The following is a 15,207-nucleotide window of genomic DNA, read 5'->3' on the forward strand; positions in this document are numbered from 1 at the left end:
GGGTTTCTTGCTAAAAGTTGAGACCCTGTTTATCATTATTTACTCGTTATAGCTTTGGAAATCTTCAAAGTAACGTTTGCTGTCTTCATTTTCTGACTGGTACGTTTCATGAAGAGGAGTTGCAGCATCGATAAATGGCTGTTTGTCGATATCATAGAAAGTGACGCCCATGCCTTCTGCATCTGTGATTGCCTGTGTGATTGCATCTGCCCATACTGCTTTATGGCTTTCTGAAGATTCAACTGCTGCATCCGAGATTGCTTGCTGCTGCTCTTCCGATAGCCCATCCCACATGCTCGTGCTTACAATCAAAACATCCGGTACGTATTGGTGTTCTGTGTATGAGTATGCTTTAGCTACTTCGCCATGCTTGTTGCTCGTCAAACCGGTTTCGTTATTTTCTGCCCCGTCAATGACGCCTTGCTGAAGTGAAGTATACACTTCACCAAACGACATCGGAGTTGGAGCTCCACCCATTGCTTCAATCATAGAAATAGATGTCGGACTTTCCTGCACTCTGATTTTCATCCCATTCAAATCTGCCGGAGAAGCAACTTCTTTATCCGCTGTGTAAATACTGCGTTGTCCGCCTGTGTACCAACCAGCTGCAAAAAATCCTTCATCTCGTGTATTCTGGAAAATTTCCTGTACAGCCTCGCTGTTGTCCATTACCTGGAAGTAATGCTCTTCACTTTGGAATACGTAAGGAAGCGAAAAAATTGCATAGTTGCTGTCAAAAGATTCTAAAGCGCTTGCACTGACTTTCGCCATATCCAGCGTTCCTGACTTTACAAGTTCAATCACGCCGCGTTCATCCCCCAGCTGGCCATTCGGGAATAGTTCAATTTCAACATTATCTCCTGATTTTTCTGCAGCTAACTCTGTCAATTCAATTAACGAAGTATGAATAGGGTGATCTTCAGGCTGATTATGCGCCAGTCGAAGGGATACCGGTTCTGCTTCTCCTTCCGCACCATTGCTTGCCGTGCTGTCATCATTTCCGCAAGCTGTTAATAACAATAAAGATAAGACACCCGCTGTTGCTACCGAAAATCTTTTTTTGAACACCATGTAAAATTCCTCCTTTTTTATAAACCCTTTTCGAACATTTTACTCGTCTATAGATCCAATCCAATCAAGTCAGAAACTCATTTTCTTAGCCCATCACAAAACTTACAAGCACATATCGGCGACAAACAAAAAGTTCTCCTTTCCCTAATTGACCTTTTTCACTGTTTCAGGCAAACGCTTTCATTTTGTTGAAAAATATAAAAATTTAAATTAAACTAAGGATACGAACAAAATAACAACGTTGTTATTACAATTTTTATCTTAAAGTAATATAATAAAATAATCAAGTATGTTTTTTGAAATTTCTTTTTTTTAATAAGATTCAAGTAATGGTATGCTTGCCGATCAGGAAGGATTTTTTTACATTGCTTGTTTCTCTAACTGAATTAAATGGTGATACTTAAATATAAAAATTTGCTTTATACACTAACGGAGGATTCCTATGACAATAACAATCAAAGATCTTGCTCTTATCGCTGGAGTCAGTTATTCTACCGTCTCAAAAGCGCTTAATGACAGTTCGCTTGTTAAACCCGACACAAAAGACAAAATCATTAAACTGGCGAAAGAAATGGGATACGAACCGAATTACGCGGCTCAGCGACTGGTTTCCAAAGAGTCCAAAGTCATCGGCCTCATCTGGCCAACATTGGAACGCGTAGCCCCTTCCGTGTTGGTTACAAAAATCAACGAGGAAATTTCCAAAAGTTCGTATTCAATGATCCTTTCAGTAAACCCTCTTCAAACCTCACTCGAAATGTTTAAGCGCTTTCAAGTTGATGGCGTAATTATCTTCAATGAATATTTGCAGGACATGCCTGAAACCTTTCCCTTGCCTTGTCTCACATATGGGGTCAGCAAAGACAAGCCCTTCCCAGTAATCGACGTGAATTATCAAGAAGCCATGAACGATGCTGTCAGCTATTTGTATGGACTTGGGCATCGAAAAATCGCCTTTGTCGGGAACCTTACAACTGATGATGAGAGACAAATCGAAAAATTAATCGGCTTTCAAAAAGCTATGGAAAAATTCGATATTTACGAAAACGAAAGCTTATTCGATACTGAAGGTTTAGGCTGGTATGACGGCTACATGGCAACCATCCGATTGATTCATTCATCTTATCGTCCAACCGCTATTGTCAGTGCCAGTTACGATATAAGCGCAGGCCTCATTCGCGCCTTAATGCAAGAAAATTACAGCATTCCAAACGATATTTCCGTACTCAGCTACGATAATATTCCACAAATGGCAAATATGGAAGTACCCCTGACCAGCGTTGGGGTACCCGTGGAAGAAATTGCACAAAGCATGGTGCAGACTTTGACACGGTATATTAAAGATCCTCAATCTGTTCCGGCTGTCCAGACCTTGACTCCTGTAATTACAGAAAGAAGTTCCTGCACTCATGCCGGGAGTAAGACTATTCAGGAATAGGGATCAAAAAAGCTGCTGCGATTTTCCGATACCGGGAAACGCAGCAGCTTTTTTGAACTTATCTCGTTAATCCATTAACATACCGCCATTTACTTCTATAATTTCTCCCGTAACATAACTCGACAATTCGGATGCCAAATACAAGGCTGCGCCTGCAATTTCCTCAGCGGTGCCCGCACGGCCTAGAGGTGCTGCTGCCACCATTTTGCCTACTAATTCAGGTGTTGAATAACGTTCATGAAAAGGCGTCTCAATCACTCCGGGAGCAATACCATTGACGCGGATGCCATTTTCCGCCAACTCCTTAGCAAGCCCTCTTGTCAGCGTGCTAACTGCACCTTTAGCCGCAGCATATGTTACTGCACCTCCCCCACCGCCGTTTCGGGCAGCAATAGACGACATATTGATGATGGCTCCGCTCTCTTGCTGTTTCATCAATGGCAGGACGGCCTGTGTGACTTGCACTACAGATGTGAAGTTGACAGCGAGAATTTTTTCCAGCGTCTCGAGTTCAATATCTTCCACTTTCGCACGCTTGACCATCGTTCCTGCATTGTTGATTAAAATATCGATTCGCCCGAATTTATCGTTGATTTCTTCCACCATTTTGTTTATTTGGCTTCTATCCGTTACATCGCCCAGCACAAGAAGGCTGTCTCCTCCCTTGCTTTGAACTGCTTTCCAGGTTTTTTCAGCTTCTGCTTTATTGGCATTTCCATGAACAACAACTGATGCGCCGCTCTCTGCAAATTTAACAGCCATCGCACTGCCGATGCCTGTACTGCTTCCAGTAATCCAGACAACTTTGCCTTCCAAATTAAACATATCTTTTCCCCCTGTAAAAGTAATGTAGTTCCAGAAAAATAAGGTGCATCAAAGCGGTACAAATCCAAAAAATCGCCACTTTGTTAACAGCAACGTTTTTGGGCTTACCTTCTTCATTTGCTTTAACTTCAACAAGAACTGCGGTCGATCAACTCCGGTACCATCCGCTCGATTATCGGCTTTCCGAGCTCCTTTTCGCCTTTAATTTGCTTTAGCAGCAATTCGGCAGCCCGGTTGGCCATCTCGATTTTCGGCTGCTCCACTATGGTAATCGGCGGTGTGTAGAAACTTGCAAAAGTCACTTCATCAATGCTGATCAACGCAATGTCACGCGGAATGGACATTGCCTGTTCCTTGATATACTTCAAAACTTCGACCAGCACAATATCATTTCCCGCTAGAATGGCTTCAGGCGGGGACTCCAACTGGAACAGTGCGTGCAGTGTTTCGTGGAGAAGTGCTGCATCCGCTGTTTTGATGTATTCTTCCCGAACTGGAAGTCCATGCTTTTCAAGCGCCTGCTTATATCCCTCAATGCGCTCTACCCGTGGACTTATATTTCTGATCACCGACGTCGTAACGATGGAGATTCTTGTGTAACCCAGCGACACAAACTTATCTACAGCCAATTCAGCGGCCCGATGATTGTCGAGCATCACCGTAGCGATATCATAGCCATCCAGTTTCCGGTCCATAAATACAATTGGAAAGTTTCTTTTCTTCATTTGTTCATACAGGTCGAGATTTTCGCCCGTCGGAAAAACAATGAGGCCGTCGATTTGTTTTGCCAGCAGCATTTCGATGTAATTCCGTTCTTTCTCCGGATCATCGTCTGCATTACAAATAATCGTGTGAAAACCTTGCTTGTTGAATTCGGATTCCAACGTCCGGATGATATGTGTAGAAAAAGAATGAAGAATGTTGGCAACAATGATTCCGATTGTATATGTCGTCTTTTGCTTCAAACTTCTGGCCACGGTATTCGGGTGATAGTTCAGCTCTTCAATCGCTTCTTCAATTCTCTTTTTCGTGTTTTCACTCATGTATTCATAGCGCTTATTCAAATACTGTGAAACCGTGCTTTTGGAAATGTTCGCATGTTTAGCAACTTCCGCCATCGTTACATTTTTCATCGTTGATCAAACTCCCGAGTAAATAAATTAGAGGTCTTGGGCACTGGCGTTTTTTTGTGTTTCGTACGCATCCCATAGCCCAAGCAAATACATGATTCCCAGTGCCCGGTCATATAAACCATAGCCTGGACGGCACACTTCGCCCCAAATATGGCGCCCGTGATCTGGACGCACGTATCCTGAGAAGTTTTGGTCATGCAATTCCTTGACGACGCCTTTAATATCAATTGAACCGTCTTGCGTGTAATGAGAGGTTTCGGTGAAATCGCCGTTATCGTAGATTTTCACGTTGCGGATATGCGCAAAAGGCGAACGGCTGGCATATTTCTTGGCAACTGCCACCATGTCGTTCGATTTGCTGGCGCCCATTGAACCTGTGCACATCGTAAACGCATTTGATGGCGAATCCGAAATTTCAATAAGTTTTTCATAACTGTGTTCGCCTGTGATGATGCGCGGCAAGCCAAAAATTGAGAATGGCGGATCATCCGGATGGATAGCCATTTTAATGCCGGCTTTTTCGGCTACTGGCAAAATCTCTTTCAAGAAAATTTCCAAGTTTGCCCATAACTTTGCTTCATCGATTTCTTTGTAAGCTTCAAACAATTCCGTGATGCGTTCCATTTTTTCCGGTTCCCAACCTGGTAAAGTTAAATCCGATGCTTCACTGACGGTGCGAATCAATTCTTTCGGGTCGGCATTTTGCACTTTGGCATTTTCAAAAAATAATGCCGTTGATCCATCTTCCAATGGATGAAACATTTCTGTCCTTGTCCAGTCAAAAATCGGCATGAAATTATAGCAGATGACTTTAACACCTGCTTCCGCTAAATTCCGTATGGACTCCTTATAATTCTCTATATAGCCGGCGCTATCAGCGTTGCCCAACTTGATGGATTCATGGACGTTGACGCTTTCCACGACATCCGCGTGAAAGCCGTGCGATTTGATATAGGCCACTTCTTGTGCGATTTCTTCTTTTGACCAAACTTCTCCAGCAGGTTTATCGTGAAGTGCCCAGACAATTCCTTTAACACCTGGAATTTGTTTGATGTGTCCGAGTGTGACCGTGTCGTTGCCTTGGCCATACCAGCGAAATGTCATATTCATGAATGATGCTCCTTTATTGTTTGATTTTCTGCACGTATTTCCGGCTCAATTCCACTGCCGCATTATATCCGCCTGCTGCATGGGCTTTGTTCAAGTCGCTGCCAATTCCTGCTGCAACAGCTCCATTTGCCACCCATTCCTGGATATTGTCCAGATTGATGCCGCCTGTCGGCATAATCCGCACGTGCGGAAGCGGCCCATTGACTGATTTAATGAATGAAGGCGTGAAATTATTCGCCGGGAATAATTTGATAACGTCACATCCCGCCTCCAAGGCTTTGACCATCTCCCGGATCGTCATGCAGCCTGGCAAATATGGGATGCCGTATCGGTTGCAGATGGGCGCAATGGTTTCCTCAAAATGGGGGCTGACGATAAATTTGGCTCCTGCCAAAATAGCATGGCGTGCAGTTTCGGCATCCAATACAGAACCGGCTCCAAGCAACACGTCTTCACCCTGCAAAGCTTCAAATGCTTTTTGCACATTAGGAGTTGTATACGTCAATTCGATCACACGAATCCCCCCTTCAACCGCAGCTTTTGATAATTCAATGGCTTCTTCTGCACTGCTTCCGCGAATGACCGCGACGACTTTTGTTTCTGTGATGGTTGATAAAATTTCATGCTTCAACATAACTTGCTTCCCCCTTTAACGTTCGATCTGCTTTTCTTTTCGGACCAATGCCAGAACCTCTTGGAGATACGGCAGTCCTTCATTGTCCCCGGACACAGTCGTCACCAATGCTCCGACACCGTTGGCAAATTCCAGTGCGTCTTCAAGTGTATAGCCATGAAGAACAGCATAAATATACCCTGCATCAAAGCCATCCCCAGCACCTACGGTATCCACTACTGTCACTTTGAAGGCAGCTTTCGAATGCCATTGTCCGTCTTGCAATACTCTCGAACCATTTCCACCGTCTTTGATGACAAGCTGGCTGATGCCATAATGCGCAGCAAAGTCTTCTAAATCTTGGTCTGATGCTGTGCCATTAAGCATTTCTATCTCATCCAACCCCGTCAACAGGATATCCACTGAAGGCAGAATTTCCTTGTACGCTGCTTTTGCCTGATCCAATGTCCACAATTTCAAGCGGATGTTCGGATCAAATGAAACACGGATGCCTTGCTCAACAGCTATTTTCAGCACTTGTTTAACGATGGACAAATTTTTCGGATCAATTGCCAGGAAGACACCCGTCAAATGGATAAGATCAATCCCTTCGAACATCTCTTTCGTAATATCTTCCGCTGTCATTGTCAGAATTGGTGATTGGTAGCGGTAGTAGAACGTTTTCCCTGAACCATCTTCCCGAATTTCTTTGAAATTGAGCGATGTGGGGTAATTTTCTACAAAGCTGACATCTGACATGTCGATGCCTTCACCTCGGGCAAAATTGTAAATAACACGGCCGAATTCGTCTCCGCCCAGCCTGCTTACCCATTTTGTGTCCATGCCAAGACGTGCACTGCCAATCGCAAAGTTCAGTTCGGCCCCTCCCACTTTCCGCGTAAAGGCCGGAACGTAGCGAAGCGGCCCCGTTTCCGATGGATTGAACGTAATCAATGCATCTCCCAATGTAAAAATCTTATAGTTCTCTGCCATACTTATGATCTCCCCTAAATCGTCCTTCTATTTGATAAACCGGTTTAGTAAGAGTATAGTCTACAGCTTTTTCAAAATCAACTCTGCTGACATATTATTCTGAACAAGAGAGATAACCAGGTTTTCTAAACGCCCTTCTACAGCAAAGTGTTTGAAGCGGGCTAAGAATCCAAAATATTACTTGCTCTAATGATTTTTGCCTCCTGATATTCCAAAAATCAACTCCGCTTTCGGGCCTATAGGATGTGGGTCATGCAGTTGTCGAGACAACTGCCCAGGGCTTGCGCAGGAGCACTCGTTTTTGCTCTGCCCAAATCGGCTGGAGCATTGGATAAGAGCTGATTTCTGTAGTTCAACTTAAACCGTTCTTATTTCAACTGCATTGTTTCTACTGTGATAAAAAAACGAGCCACTCCATCCAGATCATTCCTGGCCAGAGCGGCTCGTTGCCTTTTTATTTTTCTATTGCTGCTTTTGCGTTTTGTGATTTTTTCAAAAGCATTTCAAGTTCTTCCAACGATTTGCCTTTTGTTTCAGGAATGAACTTCCAGACAAACAGGGCGGAAAGGATACTCATGAGGCCATAGATTCCGTAAGTCATCGCGCCGCTTACTTCCATCATTGATGGATACGTCGATGAAACGAAATAGTTGGCAGCCCATTGGAATGCAACGGCAAGCGCCAATGCCTGCCCTCTGATTTTGTTCGGGAAGATTTCAGACAGCAACACCCAGACGACCGGCCCCCAAGACATCATGAACGAAGCTGTGTAAATGATGATAAAGACCAAAGTGGCGGTGCCGATCTGTTCAAAGTACGCTAAGCCCGCCACTCCGAACATCCCCACGGTCATTCCGATTGAACCGATGATCAACAGCGGCTTGCGGCCGACTTTGTCTACGGTCAAAATCGCGATAACGGTGAAGATGACATTGACTAAGCCCATGACGATGGTTTGGAATAGCGAAGTATCGCGCCCGGCGCCCATGCTTTCAAAGATTCGCGGCGCATAATACAGCGCTACGTTGATGCCGACAAATTGCTGGAATACAGACAGCAGAATTCCAATTACGATAATCCCCCGCCCGTAAGCAAAGAGTCTTTCCTTCTTGTCGTCAAAGGAATTTTTTATTTCATATAAAGTGGCTTTTGCCATGGTCGTATCGTAGGTTTTCAGCAACACACCCATTGCTTTGTCGTCTTTGTGCTGAGACACGAGATATCTCGGCGTTTCCGGAACGAAAAACAGCAGCAGGAGAAACAGGAGAGCCGGAATCGTTTCAGATGCGAACATGTATCTCCAGCCCAGGTCATTGATCCATTCCAATGTCTGGCCTTTTGCGATTCCCCAGTTCACAAAGTAAACAACCAGCATGCCGAAAATGATGGCGAATTGATTCAAGGAAACGAGGCGCCCTCTCAATTTTGGAGGAGCGATTTCTCCGATGTACATCGGAGCGACGGCTGAAGCCAATCCTACCCCGATTCCACCGATGATCCGGTAAAAGTTGAACATTGCCAGCAAGGCAATAGACGGCTCACCTGGTGTAAAAAATAAGAATTCCGGATAAGCAGAGCCAAGCGCAGATACAAGGAATAAAAATGCCGCTATAATCAATGCGTATTTGCGTCCAATGCTTGCAGAAATATATCCTGATAAAACTCCACCAATGATACAGCCGATCAGCGCGCTGGAAACCGTCAACCCGTGGATAAAGGAACTGAGTCCCAGGCTATCTGTAAAATAGGTCTGCAGCGAGCTTTCTGCACCAGAGATGACGGCCGTGTCATAACCGAACAAAAGACCTCCCAATGTTGCTACTAAGGTAATCCCAACGATGTACAAAAGCTTAGAATTCTTCATTTCTCTGGCGAAAGCAGAATCACTTTACTGCTCTCTCCTCCTCTCAGTTTGTAAGCGTTACCAGTATTGTATCAATACTTTCATACTTTGTGCAATGACTAGACTAAGTTTTCGCTCTTTTTTTATTATTTTGAAATAAACATTTTAAATTTTTATTTATTAATGAAAACAAACTCCCTTTCCATACAGGTGGTTTTTGCCTTGGCAATCAAAAGAAGTGAGTCTTTCGCTTTGACAAAAGAGTCCCCAAAAGCGATAGCTCCGCCTTTGGGGACTCCTTAAATTTTTTCACCATAATGACTAAAAAAACACTCTGCAACTAATTAAAGGCGGTCACCTTACGACATAGCCGCTCTCATACGTGGAAAGTTAGCGATTGTTCCGCCATCAACACGAAGATCGATTCCCGTGATATACGAAGCGGCATCGCTCAAGAGGAACTCCAGCGCGGAAGCAATTTCCGATGGCTCCCCTTCACGGCGAAGCGGTGTGTAATCGAGCAGGACTTTCATCTGCTGTTGCTGGGAAGCTTCCTGGCGGCCCATTGGGGTATTAATCGTTCCTGGCGAAAGTGAATTCAGCCGGGCACCCTTTTCGCCCCATGCCCATGCCTGATCTTCAACATTCAAGATGACGCCCAGCTTTGACATGCTGTAGGCGGCCCCTGAATCACCGCGTGTGAATTGTTCCATCGTCTCCACCGTATTTTCTGCCAGCGGCTGTTTTAAAACATCGATGAAGGGACCTTCACGCGGCACCATATAAGCACTCATCGAAGAAACCATAACCGCAGATGTACCGGCCGTTGCGAGTGGGAGAAATGCTTCTAAGATTAATCCCGTACCGACCAGATTGACTGCTGTGATGCGTTTGGAATCAGCCATTGTCGGTGACAATCCAGCTGTGTGCACCAAACCTTTTAACGTACCCAATTCTGCAGTCTTTTGTGCAAGGCTTGCAACATCTTCTTTTGACGTGATGTCCACTGTTTGAAAATGAACATCCGTAATGCCTTTGCCGGCAAGTTCTTCTTTTGTCTGCATCAAGCGCTCTTCTGAAATATCCGCCAGCAGCACTATTCCTTTTTTGCCGACCAGTTCAGCTGCCGCTTTTCCCATTCCACCCGATCCACCTGTGATTACGTAAACATCATTTGTCATGAGCTATTCCCCCAATCATTTATTATACTAAGTGTAAGCGTATTCACAAAAAAATCACGAGACATTTTCCATTGAAATGTCCAGTCAGGAGCCACATATGGCAACAGCTAAAGAAACAATGATAGAAGCGTTTCTGAACCTGCTTTACGGCAAGAGTTTCGAGGAGTTGACTGTGAAGGATATTGTGCTGCAGGCAAAAGTTTCCCGTTCAACTTTTTACCTTCATTTTATGGACAAGTACGAATTGATGGAAGACGTAAGAAAAACGTTAAATGATCAATTCCTGTCGTTTTATACGGATCAAATGTGGCCGGCTCCTGTCACAGCGTGTATTTGCCGACATGTATTCATGTACAGGTCGTTCTACAGCCGCGAATTTTCAGATGCCAATGCCACCTATCATTTATCCAATCGACTGACCATCTGCCTGTTCCAGGCGTTTCAAGATCAGGATTATGCGATTTTCGCCAGCTACGGCACCATCGGGTATTTAAGTTCCTGGGTCAGGGAAGGCTTCAACTCCAGTCCGGGAGAAGCAGCAGAAAAGTTGATGAAAATTGGAGCTACCAACTGGGCTCGTATTCTTTTGCCAGAGGTCGACAGGAGTAAATGAGCCGACACGCAATGACAGAATTCGAATAGACAGCACAGGAACTCTTTTTGGTTAAGTGCAAATTACACAAAAGCCAATCCGTGTTTAATGCGGCAGCTTACGGGCAATAAGGGACTAAAGGCTGCTCTTGCGAAATCCAGCAGCTGGAAACTGGAGGGCTGCGCATGCCGAATACCAAATGGTTTTTATTCCTGTACAGTGTCGTTCTCATTCTGATCATTCTGTATCTGGCTGCCCGTATGCCATTTCTTCTTTATCCGTTCCGTGTCATTTTCTCAACAATCGCCCCCACTGTCATCGTTGGGGGAATCCTCTATTATATATTCCGGCCGCTCGTCGGTTTGCTGGAAAAACGGATGGGGCGGGTAACGGCAATCCTGTCGATTTTCTTTCTTTTCACCATCGCCATCTTCCTCCTCGGCAGCTGGCTTGGTCCGTTATTGGTGAGTCAGATAACGACATTAGTCAATAATTTCCCCTTTATTGTCGGGCGTGTGCAAAGTTGGATCAATTGGGCTCTGCAAAGTGACTGGTGGCAATATATTGAAGAACAAAACGTCATGCCGGCACTCCAGCCATCCACGCTGGCGGATAATTTCTCTGCTGCCTTTACTGGGCTTGGTGCTGGAATCATCAGTTTTCTGGCCAGTTTTATGGGCACAATAGCCAAACTGGTCATCGTGCCGTTCGTCTTGTTTTTTCTGCTGAAAGACGGGGAACGCCTGCCAGACCGCGTCCTGAAAATCCTTCCTCAGGATTCCCGTGAGGAAGGACGGAAAATCCTGCAGGATATGGATGAAAACTTGAGTGCCTATATTCAGGGCCAGGCGATTGTCAGCCTGTTTGTCGGTGTGCTCAGCCTGATCGCCTATATGCTGCTCGGTTTGGAATACGCCGTCATCCTGGCACTCGTTTCCATGTTCACCAACCTGATTCCATTTCTAGGGCCATTCATCGGGGCTATACCGGTGCTGGTTGTGGCTTTTTTCCAAGATCCGCTTCTGGCATTCTGGACGGCCGTTGCCATCTTGATCATCCAGCAATTGGAAAGCAACCTCATATCGCCGAATGTCATGGGCCATAAACTCGAGGTGCACCCGGTAACCATCATTTTCCTTCTATATATTGGGGGAAGCTTTGCTGGCATTATCGGCATGATTCTTGTCATCCCTATTTACGCCGTCGGCAAAGCCATCGTACAGAATCTGTACCGCCTCGTCCGCTTGAAATACCCTGCACTCCGTTGAAAAAACAGGTCGTTTTTACACAGTAGTTCGATACGGACTCCGTTGATCCATGTATGCTTATTTTTCACCTTAACCACAAAAGCGCCAGCTCTGAAATCGGATGATTTCAGAGCTGGCGCTTTTTACTAATGATTTTTTTAGCTATTACTTCTTCGCTTGATCGCGTTTCACAATCTTATCACTCACTTGCTGGCCGCTGAGCGTCACCATCGGCATGCCGCCGCCGGGATTGACGGTACCCCCGACAAAGTAAAGGTTGTCGTAAAGTTCGCTTTGTTTCTTGTGTTTAAAGCCGCCGTTTCTTTTCTTATCGGAAACGGTGCCGTAAATCGCTCCGCGGTCGGATCCGTAAGTGCGTTCAATGTCATGCGGCGTCCAGACATCACGGGTCACGATATTTTCCCGCAACCCTTCCAAGCCCATGCGTTCCAGCTTGTCGAGCACCCGTTCTTCAAACTGCCGGTACTCTTCTGGCGTAAACGGCTTGTCCTGGATATACGGAATATGCGGCAAAATTTTGATGTTTTCGTGTCCTGCCGGTGCCTGGGTTGGATCCGTTTTATTGACATTGACCAGGTAGATGGTCGGATCGTCCGGCAACTCATGCTTCTCAAACACTTTGTCCATCTGTTCATGTAAATTCTCCGAAAAGAAGAAGTTGTGGTGATTCAGGAATGGATAGGTTTTCTTGACCCCAAGATGCAGCACGAGGCCCGAACTTGATGGCTCATACTTCTTCACCAATTTCGTGACATACTTCTCATCGGCATCCACCATTTTTTTATAGAATGGAATGACTTCCATGTTGGACACGTAATAATCGGCGGTCTTGAATGAACCGTCTTCGAGTTCAATGCCCGCAATCTGTTTGTTTTCATTCGTATGCGCCCGGACCACACCCATGCCGGTATGGATTTGAACGCCTTCTTCTCTTGCCAGCCGCTCCAGGCCTTCCGCCAGTTTATGCGTCCCGCCTTCTACATACCAGCAGCCTTGCGCATGCTGCATATAAATCATCATATTGAGGACTGCAGGTGCACTGTAAGGAGAAGAACCGACGTATTTCACATAATAGGACAGCATGTCACGCAAATGCGGATTGCTGATGCGTTTGGAAATCGCGCTGTACATGGTCGAGGTCAAGTCGAACCCAACCAAGGTTGCAAAGATTCCGTTTTGTGCAACGGCCTCTTTCGGCGATTCAAAGCCTTCTTTTAAATAGCTGTGCTCCGTCGTCTTGTAGATCCGCCGCGCGTATTTCAATAACGCGTAGTACTCTGACATGTCCTTGCGGGAAAGCGCAGGATTTGCCCGCTCCATCAGATCCAGGTCATGGTATAAATCCAGCACTGTGCCGTCCGGAAAGAAGGAACGCCATTCCCGCTCCAGCCGCTTGATGGGCACATAATCCGCCATCCGCTTGCCGCTTCCTTGGAACAATTTATCGAAAATGTGAGGCATCGTCAAAATAGACGGGCCCAAGTCAAAACCAAAACCGTCCTGCTCCAGGCGATTCACTTTTCCGCCGATATGGTCATTTTTCTCGTATAAAGAAACCGCGTACCCCTTTTGCGCAAGGGAAATCGCCGCAGACAAGCCGCCGAGTCCTCCACCGATCACGATTACGGATTTAGTCGCATTCCTCATATATGTACCGCCCTTCTTCTCTAAAATATGTGCATTTAATCAGATCTGTTAAACATTTCAAAACCTAGTCATGTTTTTAGAATTCCCCAGCTGAAAGTTTTAAAAACTTTTTTTATATAGTTTTTGTATAATTTTTATACACATATTATTATAGAAGCAGAATTGTCTGAATGTCCACATTGAAGGGCTTGATTAAACAAAACAAAACAGCCGGGCACACGAAGACGTGACCGGCTGTTCGGATTAAAATCTTATTCCATTTATGCAGCTATATCCATAGAAACTGCCTTCAGTACTCTGCACAGGATTACGGCTTTTTAAAACAGGCTATTGCCGGCAGTAGGATTAAACTGATTTCCCGGTCTTGCTAAGCAGGAAATTTCTCACGCCTTCCACGTCAGCCATATGTTGTTTTGAAACAATATACGCAGACATTCCGCTGTTGAACAAATAAAAATTAGACGGGTCTTCGCCTATTTTTTCAATACCAGACCATGATTGGGATTTTTCACCCGTAGAACTGATCTCCCTAAGACCTTCTTCGGTAAAAATCATTGTATGATCTCCCAATATTCCTTCACCCTTGCCTTCACGAACCATCTTCTGGGCATTACGCCGGATCAGGCGATAGAAATAAGCGGGATAAAATATGGCCCACAAAATCCCAAGGATAAGCAACGGAATTAATAAAAATGGAAGCGGAATATCCAATATAAATGATAAAAAAAATGCCAGCAACAGATAAACTATCGGAACTGTTATTCGTTGAATTGTTAACGATTTCTTCACTGTCTTCGAGTTTTTTGCGTAGTATTCATTAAATTCCAGATATGCCTTTTCAGTTAAATTGTAATTGAACTCCACCTGTCAGAGTCACTCCTTTTCTGCCACTCTATTTCCTGTTATCTTCCGTATAATCATTTGTTCTTCTATTTTTTATAGTTAATTCAAATCGAATTTGAGTTTCAATCGCTTAACGATATCCGCTTCTTTGCTTTGAATAAATTCATTAGCCATTTGCTTAACCATCATATTGATTTCTTTCGTCATTTCTTTCTTCATGAGAAGCTGATCAATCACTTTGCCATTAGGCGTAAATTGTCTGCCAACCAACTCATCCATAGAGACATTATATAAGTCGGCTATTTTCATCAATAATTTGAGCGTTGGTTCAGCACCCGTGGTCTCCAACTTACTGTAGGCCGGTTTTGTTATGTTCAAATGCTGCGCCACCACTTGCTGGGTTAACTTGTTCTTTTCTCTAAGCAATTTCAGGTTTTCGGCTAATTTTGGCATAAAGACGCTCCTTCCGGTTATTTTTTCTCAATCTGCTTACACTGAACAATAAGACCTAAAAACTATAAACCAATAGTAACATATCACCAGTTGGCTATCGGCAACTTTTTTATGGTTTTTTCATTTCTCCATAAACTTTTTGTCCCTGCTGGGCATGGCAGCTGATTCTATTAAATTTCAGCTAGAATAAAAGAAAT

General features: G+C 44.6%; 14 protein-coding genes. 3 read left to right on the forward strand and 11 right to left on the reverse strand.

The window, feature by feature from the left end:
* Nucleotides 1-39: 39 nt before the first annotated feature.
* Nucleotides 40-1,071 (reverse strand): TRAP transporter substrate-binding protein, encoded by a 1,032-nt coding sequence (locus AC1MEO_RS09380; protein ID WP_480335861.1) that lies wholly within the window; start codon nt 1,069-1,071, stop codon nt 40-42.
* Between the two features lie 442 nt (nt 1,072-1,513).
* Between AC1MEO_RS09380 and AC1MEO_RS09385 the strand changes: the two genes are divergently transcribed.
* Nucleotides 1,514-2,509 (forward strand): LacI family DNA-binding transcriptional regulator, encoded by a 996-nt coding sequence (locus AC1MEO_RS09385; protein ID WP_480335863.1) that lies wholly within the window; start codon nt 1,514-1,516, stop codon nt 2,507-2,509.
* A gap of 66 nt (nt 2,510-2,575) precedes the next feature.
* Here the strand turns inward: AC1MEO_RS09385 and AC1MEO_RS09390 are convergent, their stop codons facing one another.
* From AC1MEO_RS09390 to AC1MEO_RS09420, 7 genes are all read right to left on the reverse strand, one after another.
* Nucleotides 2,576-3,334 carry an SDR family NAD(P)-dependent oxidoreductase gene (locus AC1MEO_RS09390; RefSeq protein ID WP_480335865.1) on the reverse strand — a complete coding sequence of 253 codons (759 nt, stop codon included), beginning with the start codon at nt 3,332-3,334 and terminating at the stop codon, nt 2,576-2,578.
* A gap of 128 nt (nt 3,335-3,462) precedes the next feature.
* Nucleotides 3,463-4,467 (reverse strand): LacI family DNA-binding transcriptional regulator, encoded by a 1,005-nt coding sequence (locus AC1MEO_RS09395; protein WP_480335867.1) that lies wholly within the window; start codon nt 4,465-4,467, stop codon nt 3,463-3,465.
* Between the two features lie 27 nt (nt 4,468-4,494).
* Nucleotides 4,495-5,577 (reverse strand): mannonate dehydratase, encoded by a 1,083-nt coding sequence (uxuA, locus tag AC1MEO_RS09400; protein WP_480335869.1) that lies wholly within the window; start codon nt 5,575-5,577, stop codon nt 4,495-4,497.
* Between the two features lie 13 nt (nt 5,578-5,590).
* On the reverse strand, nt 5,591-6,211 hold the full coding sequence (locus AC1MEO_RS09405; RefSeq protein WP_480335870.1) for a bifunctional 2-keto-4-hydroxyglutarate aldolase/2-keto-3-deoxy-6-phosphogluconate aldolase: 621 nt from the start codon (nt 6,209-6,211) through the stop codon (nt 5,591-5,593).
* Nucleotides 6,212-6,226: 15 nt separating this feature from the next.
* A complete protein-coding gene (locus AC1MEO_RS09410; protein WP_480335871.1) occupies nt 6,227-7,183 on the reverse strand; it encodes a sugar kinase in 957 nt (318 codons plus the stop codon).
* Nucleotides 7,184-7,637: 454 nt separating this feature from the next.
* Nucleotides 7,638-9,047, reverse strand: a complete 1,410-nt coding sequence (gene xylE / locus AC1MEO_RS09415) for a D-xylose transporter XylE (protein WP_480335873.1) — start codon at nt 9,045-9,047, stop codon at nt 7,638-7,640.
* Between the two features lie 338 nt (nt 9,048-9,385).
* Nucleotides 9,386-10,207 carry an SDR family oxidoreductase gene (locus AC1MEO_RS09420; RefSeq protein ID WP_480335874.1) on the reverse strand — a complete coding sequence of 274 codons (822 nt, stop codon included), beginning with the start codon at nt 10,205-10,207 and terminating at the stop codon, nt 9,386-9,388.
* 97 nt (nt 10,208-10,304) lie between these two features.
* On the opposite strand from AC1MEO_RS09420, the gene AC1MEO_RS09425 reads away from it, so the two are divergent.
* Together AC1MEO_RS09425 and AC1MEO_RS09430 are read left to right on the forward strand one after the other, a co-directional pair.
* On the forward strand, nt 10,305-10,820 hold the full coding sequence (locus tag AC1MEO_RS09425; protein WP_480335876.1) for a TetR/AcrR family transcriptional regulator: 516 nt from the start codon (nt 10,305-10,307) through the stop codon (nt 10,818-10,820).
* Between the two features lie 164 nt (nt 10,821-10,984).
* Nucleotides 10,985-12,067, forward strand: a complete 1,083-nt coding sequence (locus AC1MEO_RS09430; protein WP_480335877.1) for an AI-2E family transporter — start codon at nt 10,985-10,987, stop codon at nt 12,065-12,067.
* 144 nt (nt 12,068-12,211) lie between these two features.
* Here the strand turns inward: AC1MEO_RS09430 and AC1MEO_RS09435 are convergent, their stop codons facing one another.
* The 3 genes from AC1MEO_RS09435 to AC1MEO_RS09445 all read right to left on the reverse strand — a co-directional run bounded on the left by AC1MEO_RS09435 (nt 12,212) and on the right by AC1MEO_RS09445 (nt 15,010).
* Complete coding sequence (locus tag AC1MEO_RS09435) at nt 12,212-13,714, reverse strand: phytoene desaturase family protein (RefSeq protein WP_480335878.1); 1,503 nt, start codon at nt 13,712-13,714, stop codon at nt 12,212-12,214.
* A gap of 345 nt (nt 13,715-14,059) precedes the next feature.
* Nucleotides 14,060-14,578 (reverse strand): YcxB family protein, encoded by a 519-nt coding sequence (locus AC1MEO_RS09440; protein WP_480335880.1) that lies wholly within the window; start codon nt 14,576-14,578, stop codon nt 14,060-14,062.
* A 78-nt stretch (nt 14,579-14,656) separates the two neighbouring features.
* The gene (locus AC1MEO_RS09445; RefSeq protein ID WP_480335882.1) at nt 14,657-15,010 is read right to left on the reverse strand and encodes a helix-turn-helix domain-containing protein; all 354 of its coding nucleotides are present in this window, start codon (nt 15,008-15,010) and stop codon (nt 14,657-14,659) included.
* Between the last annotated feature and the right edge of the window lie 197 nt (nt 15,011-15,207).

It is taken from the genome of Planococcus sp. BI3, assembly GCF_056680115.1.